9 protein-coding genes are annotated in these 12202 nt (G+C 40.6%); 1 reads left to right on the top strand and 8 read right to left on the bottom strand.

The window, feature by feature from the left end; genetic code table 11:
• The first annotated feature begins 42 nt into the window (after window positions 1–42).
• On the top strand, window positions 43–486 hold the full coding sequence (locus tag DRW42_RS05925) for a GNAT family N-acetyltransferase (protein ID WP_208643512.1): 444 nt from the start codon (window positions 43–45) through the stop codon (window positions 484–486).
• Between the two features lie 222 nt (window positions 487–708).
• Here the strand turns inward: DRW42_RS05925 and DRW42_RS05920 are convergent, their stop codons facing one another.
• The 8 genes from DRW42_RS05920 to DRW42_RS05885 all read right to left on the bottom strand — a co-directional run bounded on the left by DRW42_RS05920 (window position 709) and on the right by DRW42_RS05885 (window position 12185).
• Window positions 709–1938 carry an RICIN domain-containing protein gene (locus DRW42_RS05920; protein WP_113947908.1) on the bottom strand — a complete coding sequence of 410 codons (1230 nt, stop codon included), beginning with the start codon at window positions 1936–1938 and terminating at the stop codon, window positions 709–711.
• 514 nt (window positions 1939–2452) lie between these two features.
• Window positions 2453–3973, bottom strand: a complete 1521-nt coding sequence (locus tag DRW42_RS05915) for a glycoside hydrolase family 43 protein (protein WP_158544285.1) — start codon at window positions 3971–3973, stop codon at window positions 2453–2455.
• Between the two features lie 129 nt (window positions 3974–4102).
• Complete coding sequence (locus tag DRW42_RS05910; RefSeq protein ID WP_113947906.1) at window positions 4103–5956, bottom strand: glycoside hydrolase family 2 protein; 1854 nt, start codon at window positions 5954–5956, stop codon at window positions 4103–4105.
• Between the two features lie 201 nt (window positions 5957–6157).
• The gene (locus tag DRW42_RS05905) at window positions 6158–7237 is read right to left on the bottom strand and encodes a glycoside hydrolase 5 family protein (protein ID WP_113947905.1); all 1080 of its coding nucleotides are present in this window, start codon (window positions 7235–7237) and stop codon (window positions 6158–6160) included.
• A gap of 16 nt (window positions 7238–7253) precedes the next feature.
• Window positions 7254–8285 (bottom strand): glycoside hydrolase family 43 protein, encoded by a 1032-nt coding sequence (locus tag DRW42_RS05900; RefSeq protein WP_244215206.1) that lies wholly within the window; start codon window positions 8283–8285, stop codon window positions 7254–7256.
• A gap of 128 nt (window positions 8286–8413) precedes the next feature.
• A complete protein-coding gene (locus DRW42_RS05895) occupies window positions 8414–9322 on the bottom strand; it encodes a glycoside hydrolase family 43 protein (protein WP_244215205.1) in 909 nt (302 codons plus the stop codon).
• A 245-nt stretch (window positions 9323–9567) separates the two neighbouring features.
• Window positions 9568–10269 (bottom strand): DUF3823 domain-containing protein, encoded by a 702-nt coding sequence (locus tag DRW42_RS05890; RefSeq protein WP_113947902.1) that lies wholly within the window; start codon window positions 10267–10269, stop codon window positions 9568–9570.
• An 11-nt stretch (window positions 10270–10280) separates the two neighbouring features.
• A complete protein-coding gene (locus DRW42_RS05885) occupies window positions 10281–12185 on the bottom strand; it encodes a RagB/SusD family nutrient uptake outer membrane protein (protein WP_113948071.1) in 1905 nt (634 codons plus the stop codon).
• Between the last annotated feature and the right edge of the window lie 17 nt (window positions 12186–12202).

The raw sequence follows: 12202 nt of genomic DNA, 5'->3' as shown, positions 1-12202 counted from the left end.
AATGGATGAGGGATTCCTCTCTGCTAAAAAAATAAAAAAAGCGTGAAAGAAATATCAATTGAACCGGCAGCGAAAAAAGATTATCAGCAACTTATAACGGTATGGGAAAGTTCGGTAAGGGCAACACATCATTTTCTTTCGGAAAGCGACATTATTACCTACCGTGCATTGATTTTAAATGAGTATTTTGATCAGGTACAACTATACTGCATTAAAGAAAATCAGGAAATTTTAGGATTTATCGGCCTTAACAATGAATCTATACAGATGTTATTTATCCATGCTGATGCAAGAGGGAAAGGACTGGGCAAAATGCTGATTGATTTTGCAAAAAAAGAATATGGTGTTAACACGGTTGATGTAAACGAACAGAACATCCAGGCGGTAGGTTTTTATGAAAAACTGGGTTTTATAACCGTTGAGCGTAGCGAGATTGATGCCGCCGGCAAACCCTACCCTATACTATCAATGGAGCTGAAAAATTAAATTATACTCTTTTTGTTCTACCCACTTACCCATTCCGCATAATAATTATTCTATCAACCGGTAACGCTTTTTTAAATTTATACAGATCAAAAAATAGCAAGACAATTTAGAAATATCATTGTTTCTAAATGGTATAGATTAAAATCTACAATAACTTATGTAAAAGGCATTATAAAAAGAGGGCTGTTTATTTTTTTAAACAGCCCTGGTATTTTTCAGATATTAAGGGGCAGATGTAAACTTCCATTGCTGGTTATTACCGCCACTATCTCCCCATTGCACATCAGCTGCATTATTAGCCGTAGAAGCCCCGCTAATATCCATCACCATGCCGCTATGTACATTCTTAATTTTATAATACCCACTACCTACACTGATGATGTTCCATCGTTGGTTATTACCGCCACTATTAGGCCAGATATCCACATTTCCACCTGGTGTTGTAGACCAGCCGGCCACCTCGGCATATTTCGAATTGTTTTTATTTACGATGGTATATACACCACTGGATACCTGTGAAACCACCCATTTGGAATTGTTATTTCCATCGCAATTATATTGCACAATATTCGTCCCATCATTTTGAGATCCATTGAGCAGGGTTAAACATTTATTACTATTGCGATTTGAAATTGTATAGGTGCCATTGGCCAAACCACCACTTGGAACAGATTGATACCAACGGAAATAATCTACTTTGTAATCGTTAGGGAAACCGGTTCCATTTGCATCTCCACAATCTGCACCATTACTTAAAATTACATACATGGGTACTGATGGTACAGAGCTTTTGGTTACTGTAGCTTTTAAAACATCATCTATATAAAATTTTAGTGATCCGGGCTGCCATAGCAAACCGTAGGTATGCCATCCGGTAAAATTGCCGGATGTTGTTGTGCTACTCCATGATCCATCATAATAAGCATGCGTCATATAATTTTTTGGAGTGCCCCTAAATTCTGCTATATCAATTTCAGGTGGCCACCCATCACCCAACATCCAGAATGCAGGCCATACGCCACGTGCATCTGGATATTGCGCACGGATTTCGAGATAGCCGTAAGTCCTTCTGGTTTTTGTCCATACATAATCTCCGGAGTAAGGGTAAGATTTACCACTCGGACCTGTAAACGGTCCTTTTTTTGCCTGTACCACCAAAGCACCACCACTAACGAAAGAATTGCTTGCGGTTTGCAGGTTACAGCTGCCATCGTGGCTTTCAGAGCCCCAGGGTGTGCCCCCATGTCCCCATCTATTCAAATCGAGGCTGTTAAAATCATCACTTTCTACCAGTTGCCATGTTGTACCTGCTGGCGCCGGGGGCGTGGTGGCAACACTTTTCCCCTTTAAAGTTAATTCTTCTTTTTTTACCTCTTGTTCTGCCACTTTTTTCTGACAGGAGTACAGCCCGAGCGAGAAAGCCAAAACTGTTAAAATTGCTTTTGTTTTCATAGTGATATATATTTAGTTAAAAGTTTTTAGCAGAAAACCCCCAAGCTGCGCCGTTTTTACACTTCTTGAAATGGGGAATTCATAGCGAAAACAATAAGTACTTAAAAAGCATCATTATTGAATCCAAAAGCCAAGTTTTAATCAATGCAAAACAGATGGGATATAACCAAAAGGTATACTGTTTTTAATCTTAATTTATTTTGGTAATTACAAAGCGTAGGACTGCACTTTGTATTATGGGACAGTCTAAGATATAGATTAAATTAACAATCTAAAATTTTTTATTGACTTTTTTTAAAAAAAATCAAATGTTTTCCTCGTACTAATGCTGTAATAGCAAAAATTAGAGCAATTATAACTAAATAAGATATTCAGATAATTTGGAATAGTTTGCACTATTCGGCTTTCAAACAGACAAACTAAATCGATTTTGTCATCATATTACGACTTTTAAATACGACATTTTTGCTGTACGAAAGATTAACCGTCAGATGGAAACATCTGACGGCACGAATTAATAATATTTCACACTAAAAGAGGAAAAATCAGCATTTTGATTAATACTTCCATTAAAATGCAGACCAACGCGTGGGCTCCTGTCCCATTGCGGTAAGAAGTTAACTGAGATTTTTTCTTGGATTGGAACATTTTTCCATTCGTGATTTCCCTGTTTAAAAAATACAAGCAGGCTTAAATCATCAGCGACTTTCATTTTAAGTTCAACAGGACCTTTTGCCTGTATTTTTGATTTTGAAAGCACCGTTTTGATCTTATTTTCTACTTTCCAAAATACCACTTCATCTCCTGATACGCCTACTCCTACTGCTGCACCTGCATCGCCATAATACACCAAACCTTTTAGGGCCTTATTGGTATTGGCTACTGTTGTACTGGCTTCGAAAACTCCTGATACCGGCCTGATGGTTAATGCTATCCCGGTTAAATTATTTTTATTTATGCTTCCGGATAAATGTAGCAGACCATGGTTCTGAGAAATTTTCGGAGAAGAATTTCTAAAATCCCATTGCCATCTTTTATCGGCTTTTGGCTGCGTAAACAGCAATTTAAGATCCTGATTAACACAGGGACCAGATTGCTCTTTAAGCACCGGCCAACCATCTTTGCCCGACCAGCTTAACTGTGCAAGCATGCCCTGCCGACCAGAAAAAACATTTGTTTTTTTATTATAAGCGTGGTAGAGGTAATGATATTCCCCATCTGTTGCTTTTACAAAAGTGCCATGACCAGAACATTTCCAGTATTCGTTTTCCATTAAAAGCGGATTTTTTTCATACTTTTCGTATGGCCCTGCAAATGATTTCGATCTGGCAACCCTCACATTGTAATCACACTGTGCACCGCAACAATTTCCGGCAGAATAGAAAAGATAATAGTATCCGTCCTTTTTTAAAAAACTCTGTCCTTCCAAACCTATGCGTTCATCATCCTTAAGCAGCGAAAAAGGTTTGCCCTCTACCTTGAGCCCGTTTTTTGATAATCTATAGGCTAAAATTTCAATCGGACGCTTATCCAGCCCATAAGCTTTAAAAGTAATGTAACGCTGATTGCCATCAAGATAAACAAAGGCATCGATTGCTTCTTTACCATAATCGATGATAATACCCTGGTCAACAAAACCCCTGTCTGGATACTTTGAAGTGGCTACCCCAATGCACGAAAGATTGTCTTTTTTCTTTCTGGCGGTATAATAGATAAAATAGGTTTTATCATGGTAATCGTATTCCGGGGCCCAAAATGAACCGGATGTCCATGCTGGTGCCTTATCAAAAACATAACCGGATTGTTTCCAGTTTAACAGGTTTGTAGAGGTATAAACAGGAAAATGAGGTGCCCATTCAGAAGAAGTGCCCACGGCATAATACTGGTTATTTGCCCTGATAATAGAAGGATCGGCAAAATCTCCGGCAATTACAGGTTCTATGGGTGTTTGCGCGGATAAAAGATTTGCCGTTAGGAGTAATTTAACGATTACTGTTAATGCAACAGACCACGGAAGTTTAATTTTCTTTCTCATAGATTTCATTAATAGATCTATACCAAAAAAATCGTCATTTCGAGGGGAGCGCAGCGCAGTCGAGAAATCTATCTAGGTAGATCTCTCCGTTTCGCTTCACTTCAGTCGAGATGACGATTTTATAAAATTTTATTTCTGAACCGGCACGTTAATCTGATACAGTTTATCGTGCAGGGCTTTCATCTGTGCCTCCGAAAACTTAATATCTTTTCTGTCGTAGGTCATTAAACCATTCGTTTCTACCTCTACATCGGTGGTTTGGGTATAAACCCCGGCCGAAAGTCCTAAAGGGATCAATCGCTCCAAACGTTTGGTAAACTCGGCATATTTATTAAACAAATCGCCTTTATTTTTAAAACTCTGGTAACCCCAGTTGTTTTTCTGTTGCCATACGTGACCATCGATCGGAAGACCAAGCCCACCAAATTCACCCAATACAAGGGCATAATCCTTCCCGAAATAATCAGGACTAGGCATTGCCGGATGTGGGTAATTATGAAGATCGATGATATCGCCAACCGGATGGAAATTACCTCCACTTGCCGTATTTACCAAACGCGAAGGATCTTTTTCCTTTGTCCATTTGGCAATTTCTACGGTTTTAAACTGCCCCCAGGCTTCGTTAAATGGCGTCCAAACTACGATAGAAGGTACATTGTAAAGTGCATCGATAATGGCATTCCATTCTTTTTTGTAATATCCTTCCGATTCGGCAGTTCTGTTCTGATCCGATCCGTGGTCTAAGATACCCGGGCGATTTTCCCAGCCGTTACCTAAATCACCACTCGGCATATCCTGCCAAACCAGCATTCCGGCTTTATCGCAATAGTAATACCAACGGGCAGGTTCTACCTTAATGTGTTTCCTGATCATATTGAAACCCATTTCTTTGGTTTTATCGATATCGAATTTCAGCGCCACATCGGTTGGTGCAGTGTATAAACCATCAGGCCACCATCCCTGATCGAGCGGACCAAACTGGAAAACAAATTCGTTGTTCAGCAACATGCGCTGGATACCGTTCTGATCTTTACCAATTGAGGTTTTACGCATGGCGAAATAACTTTTCACCTCATCTGTTTTTTTGCCTTTAGCGGTTAATTCTACTTTTAAATCGTATAAAAAAGGATTTTTAGTACTCCAAAGTTTTGGATTGGCAATTTTTAAAGTAATTACACCACTGCCATCGCCGGTTTGTTCGGCTACTTTTGTAGTGCCATCCCAGGCCGAAACTTTAACCTGATCGCCGGCAGCAGCACCTGTTAAAAATGGCGTAACGGCTAAAGATTGCTGATCGATATCGGGAGTAATTTTAATATGATCGATATGTGTTTTATTTACAGCTTCGATCCATACGGTTTGCCAGATACCGGTTACCGGCGTATACCAGATGCCTTCAGGTTTTTTTACCTGTTTGCCTCTTGGCTGAGGACCTTCGTCTGTTGGATCCCAAACCTCTACGGTTAAAGTCTGGTTGCCACTTTTATTTAAAAACGGGGTAATATTAAAGCTGAAAGGATCGAAACCACCTTCGTGTTTGCCCACTTCTTTGCCGTTTATACTAACAGTAGATCTCCAATCAACCGCACCAAAATGGAGCAGGATTTCTTTGCCTTTCATATTCGACGGAACGGTAAATACGGTTTTATACCACAATAAGCTGTCTTTACCAACTGTTTTGCCTACACCCGAAAGTGCAGATTCTACAGCAAAAGGAACCAAAATTTTGCCCTGGTTAATGGTGGGATGTTGCGATTTTCCGGAAATGGCGTAATCCCAAAGTCCGTTCAGGTTTTTCCAGTTTCCGGTACGTTCAAACTGCGGACGTGGGTACTCTGGCAGAACACTTTTAGGATTAACCTGATCTGCCCATGGTGAGGAAATTTTTCCTTTTACCATGCTCCACGATTTGTCTTGCTGCTGTGCGGATAGGGAAAGTGAGAGCCCCAGCAGCGATAAGAAAATAGATACTTTTTTATTCATTGGTTTAAAATTGGTGTGTTAAGGTTGGGTTTGGCAATATTATTAAATCAGCAGTCCTTCGACAGGCTACCATTGACATACTGTCGTCATCTCGACTGAAACGCACTGGAATGCCCGCCTGCTTCGGGCAGGGAGAGATCTATCTCGAGATAGATTTCTCGACTACGTTTCACTCCGCTCGAAATGACGGTAAATTAGGATTTATTTGTTATTGAGTTTTTTGATCAGGTTAACTTCATCCTGGCGGTATGGTGTACCATCGGGCTGAAAAATTTCATGAAACCATTCAATTGGTTCAGAACCATCAGCCAATGGTGTATCCCAGGCATATTTTGTATTGGTTTTACCGGCTGCAAAGCCCCAGTTAATGGCGCCCACATTTTCATTTTTAAGCATAGGCAAAATGTTAGCGAAACGACTATTGCGGGGGCGGGCCATGTATTCGGTACAAATTAATGGTCTTCCGCTGGCTTTTAACAAGTCGATGGTGCGCTGGTGCCACTCTGGTGCTTCGTAATTATGATAGGTTACAATATCCGAATTGGCCAGTTGTATAGCATTCAGTTTTTCGAAACCCCAGCTCCATAAACCGATTGAGATCGGCTGATCGGGATTAACGGCACGTGCCCAGCTAATGGTTTTATTTAATAAAGGAATACTAGCTTCCAGTTTACCGCTGTTTCCGGGTTCGTTGTATAAATCCCAAAGTAAAATTCTTTTATCGTGTGCAAAATGGCCAAGCACATCTTTCACATATTTTTCAAGCTCCGGAAAATTGGCTTCTTCTTTAAAGGCAGGATCGCCCGGATCCTGTAGCCAACCTGAATTATGGATACCGGTTTTTGGTTCAGGTTGTTTGCCAATGGCCGAAGTTTTGTTCCAGCAATCGTCAAAAAACACAAACATAGGCTGTATGCCATGTTTCTGGCTAATACTTAAAAACTGGTCCATGCGTTTTTTAAAACCTTCAGGATCCTGGCTCCAGGCTTTACTGTACAAAAATACGCGCAGGGTATTAAAACCAATGCCTTCGGCCCAACCCAGTTCTTTATCGATTAAATCAGGCGAAAAGGTATCGGCCTGCCACATTTCCAATTGGTTAATGGCGTTTGAGGGAATGTAATTTGCGCCGCTTAGCCATTTATGCTCGCTATACCAGGCATTTGCTTTTTCTACCGACCATACTTTTGCCGGTTCGGTACTTTTTTTTGTCTTCTGTGCAAAGCCTGTACTTACGCTAAGGCTCATTACCGCAAGAAGAACATAGTTTTTTAGGTTCATATCGGTTATATCTGATTTATTTTTTATTATGGTTTGAAGGTATGGCTAAACTTTCTCCCGGTTTTACAGGAATACCAAAATTTGGTGTTCCATCGGCATTCCAGTTAAATTGCTGTGCCCTTGGCGATCGGAAGCCCCCACAGCCCTGACCTGGCTTATCGTTAGCATGGTAAAGAATCCAGTCTTCTTTTCCATCGGGCGATTTAAAGAAAGAATTGTGGCCTGGTGCATAAACCCCATTTTCAGGTGATTGCTTAAAAACAGGTTGATCTGCTTTTGTCCATGATTTTGGATCGAGCAGGTTACTTTTTGCCGAAGCAGAAAGCATGCCCAAGGCGTAAAAGTCTGTCCAGCAGCCACTGGCCGAATAAATAATAAAGATTTTATCGCCATGTACCAAAAACTGCGGGCCTTCATTTACATCAACATGTGCGCCACCGCCTAAGTCGCCATTTTTTTCCCAATCAAATTTTGGAGTAGAAATTTTTACGCGGTTTCCATCCACCGTCCACGGATTTTTAAGTTTGGCAATAAAAATTTCCTGTTTACCATTCTGATCACCTTCCCATCCCGACCAGATCATATACAGCTGGCCTTTAAAATCGATCACATCGCCATCAATGGCCCATTTATCGGTTGGATCGGCAATTTTACCTTTAAATATCCACTCCCCTTTCATTGGGTCGGCTGAAGCATTTTCCAATACATACATGCGGTGGTTATCGTTTTTACCATTATCAGCAGCAAAATAAGCATACCATTTTCCTCTTAAAAACATCACTTCGGGTGCCCAGATTTCTTTGCTGTACATGGTTCCGGCAGGTGCTTTCCAGATGGTTTTACGTTCGGCATTTTTAAGCCCGTCTAAAGTTTTGGTTTTCCAAAGATCTACACGGTTACCGGTGGTATGGGTATAGTAGTAGTAACCATCTTTATAAAAACTGTAAGGGTCGGCACCTGAGGGCAAAAGGGGATTGGTAAATGTTTGTGCATTTAATCCTCCGATAGCCAACAGGCAAAATAATGTAAAAAGTAGTTTTATTTTCAATTTATTCAGTTTTAAAGGTTTACATCCGGTAATTTAACCCGGTTTGTTTGTATTTCCTTAATCATTAAAAAAAGCGATTTCTTTTCTTAAACCGGCTTCCATTTGTTTCAATATTTCTACAAAAACAATCAATTTATGCCCTGCATTAAAAAGCGGAAACTCCCGGGGTCTACCTGCATCTGATAAATACCGTTTTCATCTTTTACAAAACCGGCTTTTATAACTGCTGTAGCCCTTGGCGATACTTTATGGTTATTATGATGGGTGTGGAATACATATTGCAAAGTTCCGTTTTCATCGGTAAAAAAATCTCCATGACCCGTTCCGTTAAATTTTAACAGCTTTCTGCTGATAATGGGGCTCCCTTCATATTTTATCCACGGTCCGGTTGGGGATTTAGAAATGGCATAACCTACAGCATAATCAGGATTTCTGAAATCGTTTGCAGAATAAAAAAGATAATAAAGTTTGTCTTTTTTGATTATAGTTGGGCCTTCGGTTACCGGCCAGTCTGTTTTAGCGGTATTTTCCCATAATTTGGTACCGGATAAACACTCTTTGGCGGTTTGGGGAATTATATCAGAAAAATCGCTTTTAAGTTCGGATACATAAATGCGGTTGCCATTGATCAGTTTTACGTGGTAGAGGTAATTTTTACCATTTGTATCGGTAAATACAAAGGGATCGATCTGTTTTCCACTTCCTGAAATGGCTTTTAAGTTTTTCTGTTTAAATGGGCCCAGCGGACTTTTGCTTTGTGCAATAGCAATCTGCTCATCGGCCGTGTAGGCCATATAATAAATATTTCCTCTTTTAAATACCTGAGGTGCCCAAAAACCTTTGCTCCCGAAAGATTCACCTTTTTTTAAGGCATAACCATTATTTTCTGCCTTTTTGATCCAGTTTTTAAGGTCTTTTGAAGTGTACACCAAAAATCCTTCATCGCCGCTGGTACCATATAAATAATAAGTGCCCTTATCAACAAAAATGGTTGGATCGGCCAGGTAAACGGTATCATTTAATTGCTTTGCGAGCAATTTTTGATTAATAAAACAAAGCGAAAAGCATAATAAAATGGAAAAAAGGAATTTCATCGGGAATGAGTAGTTCAGTTAAGGTAATGATTATGGCAGAAATAAGGAGTTAAAGGAGTTATATGTATCATAAATGTAGCATTGTCAAGCCTGAGCCTGTCGAATGACCTTCCATAATACTTTAGAAGGCGTTCCGACAAGCTCAACGTGACAAAATCTATAAAACCAATTTATAATCTCTCTTTTAATTAAAAACTGATTTTGGTTACCGGAGTAAAGATCAAATCATCAACACCAGCAATTTTAACCCCGATCCGGGCGAAAACATAATTTTGAGTGGGTACCAGCGTTGGTATGGTTACACTCATGTTCAGGTTATTGAGGTCGGCAATGGCAGCGCCGTTAATTTGCTGTGTGGCAATATTATTGCTACCATCTACAAACTGCGTTTTATTAATGTAGAGCGCTACACTTTCAATATCCTTTCCATCGGCATTGGTAATGATTTTTTCGAGTTTGCAAAAACCATTTACTTTGCCCGCAGCAGTTGTAAGCGAGGCTCCACGGATCATGTAATATGGAACCACTTCAATATCCATGGTTTTACTCCCATTAATGTTTACCGCAATGGTATCTTGCCTGCCAGCGGCATTTTTCTTCCAAAGAAACGGCCCCTGATTGGGTGAGAAAACCAGTTTATAATTGCCATCAAACAATTTCGCTGAATAGTTGCCATCCTGGGCCACATTCACATTTAAAGCAGAATAATTTCCAAAACCTGATTGCCATAGTTCGAAAAAAACCTGACCATACTGCACGTTTATGGCTTCACCTTTATACACAATCCTTCCGGTAAAATCGGCTTCGGGTGCATCGTAATTATCTTTTTTACATGAAGAAAAGAGTACAGCAATAAGTGCCCCTATCACGAAATAAAATTTATTTTTCATATCTATATCTGTTATTGGTTAGGGTTTCTTACAATTTTCGGGTTTCCGTTAAGCACATCCTGCCCTATTGAAGAATAGTAATTACCGATACGGAAACGGTGCGCAGCCGTTACGCGACTAGGCTTAATTACTTTGAAAACATATTTTAAGTGGTTTGCATTGCCCGGGTTATAATATTTGTAAGGCCATAAACCGAAAACCTGCGTGCTGGTGCGTGTAGCACTGCCGATGTTGGTGGCATTGATAAAATCGTTTGCCGACATGTTACTGCCGTTCCATACTTTATCTGCCAGTCTCCAGCGTTTCATATCCCAAAGCTCCTGACCTTCGAAAGCAAATTCTACTTTACGTTCGTGTACAATGCGATCGAAAGTAATTTGTGCGGGCGTTAATGCAGTGGTTAATCCGGCACGATCGCGAACAGGTTTAATGTAGTTTGCTGCAGTAGCCAGATCGCCGAGTTCGAAAGCGGCTTCTGCTGCATTTAACAATACTTCGGCATAACGGTAACGTACCCACCAAACTTCGCTTCGTGTACCAATCTGGCCTGAACCTGTTGCCGGATCTAAATACTTGCGTACGTAAAAGCCAGATTGCGCACTAAACTCTAATCCATCAACCGGACCATCGGCACCCACAACCTGTACCGAACCGGTGTTACCAGGGAGTACATTGGTTTTGTTCTGTCCGAAATTATCGCCTGTTACAATCGAGCCATCTGCCAGCTGGTAACCTGCCCAGATATCGACTGTTTTACTTTTAAACTGTGTTCCGGGGAGAATTACGGTACCGGCCAAACGGGCATCGCGACCTGCGAAAATATCGGTAATGCCTGAATAATAAATGGGATTGCCACTTCCATCAACGGAAGCCAGTGAAGCGTAGGTATTATCAAGTTTTTCGAACGACTGTACCAAATTTAACGATGGATTTAAACGGCCACCCTGTGCTTCTTCTGCGGAAGAACGTGGTTGGTTATCGATGGTAAAGCCATGCACTTTGTTGGTTTTTAATTTAAAGTCTTTTGCAAAAATCACTTCAGGGTTACTGCCTTTATCGGTAAAAAGCGCAGCAAAGTTTTCTGATAAATTAGGGTTCTTTTTATACAGTGAATATTTACCGCCATCGATAATCTCTTTTGCAGCATTTAAAGCTTTGGTGAAATAGCCATTGGCCAAACTCGATGATATACCTACTTCGCCACCCGGTAGGGTAAGCTGCGAATTGCTGTATTTTGCAATAGAACCTGCATATAACGCCGCACGCGATTCCATAGCCAGAGCGGCAGCTTTTGTTGCCCTGCTCTGTACGCTTGCATTATCGGGTAATATGGTTTTTACCGCTTCAAGTTCTGAGATCACGAAATCATAAATTTCGGTTTCTTTTGCCCTCGGGTATTGGAGGTAGCTCGGGTCGCCGCTATAATTATAGTCCAGCGGAACGGTAATTAAGGGAACACCACCCATTCTTTTAACCATTTCGAAATATACACCTGCCCTGATAAAACGTGCTTCGGCAAGGAAACGGTCACGGTCTTCTGCTTTTAAAGCTGTTGATTCCTGTCCGCGTTTGATAAACATATTCAGATCGCGGATATAAGCGTAAACACCCATATCCCAGTATCTCCAGGCATCGTAACCATATTCTAAATTCTGGTGGCGGAAATAATCGCCGCTGGCCGAGGCAAAACCTTCGTCGAAATCGGTAAAGGCCCACCAGGCTTCGATGGTCTGGTAATCAGGGTAACGATCATAAAGATCGCCAACAACGGTAAGTACCAGGTTTGGGTCCTTCCACACCGCATCAATAGGCAATGTACTGGTAGGTTGTTTATCTAAAAATTCTGAATCTTTTTTACACGACTGCGCAAAACTCAAAAAGGCAATGGCAGCAAATGCATATATAATTTTTTTCATCTGATTAGTCTTTTTCA

Source organism: Pedobacter miscanthi (genome assembly GCF_003315595.1).
In the GTDB taxonomy this organism is placed as follows: Bacteria; Bacteroidota; Bacteroidia; order Sphingobacteriales; family Sphingobacteriaceae; genus Pedobacter; species Pedobacter miscanthi.
This window is presented reverse-complemented; position numbering and strand designations above follow the sequence as displayed.

Bases quoted from the DNA above. Each gene is read 5' to 3' on its own strand.
- DRW42_RS05905 (WP_113947905.1), bottom strand. From the start codon at position 7,237: ATGAACCTAAAAAACTATGTTCTTCTTGCGGTAATGAGCCTTAGCGTA.
- DRW42_RS05920 (WP_113947908.1), bottom strand. From the start codon at position 1,938: ATGAAAACAAAAGCAATTTTAACAGTTTTGGCTTTCTCGCTCGGGCTG.
- DRW42_RS05915 (WP_158544285.1), bottom strand. From the start codon at position 3,973: ATGAGAAAGAAAATTAAACTTCCGTGGTCTGTTGCATTAACAGTAATC.
- DRW42_RS05910 (WP_113947906.1), bottom strand. From the start codon at position 5,956: ATGAATAAAAAAGTATCTATTTTCTTATCGCTGCTGGGGCTCTCACTT.
- DRW42_RS05890 (WP_113947902.1), bottom strand. From the start codon at position 10,269: ATGAAAAATAAATTTTATTTCGTGATAGGGGCACTTATTGCTGTACTC.
- DRW42_RS05885 (WP_113948071.1), bottom strand. From the start codon at position 12,185: ATGAAAAAAATTATATATGCATTTGCTGCCATTGCCTTTTTGAGTTTT.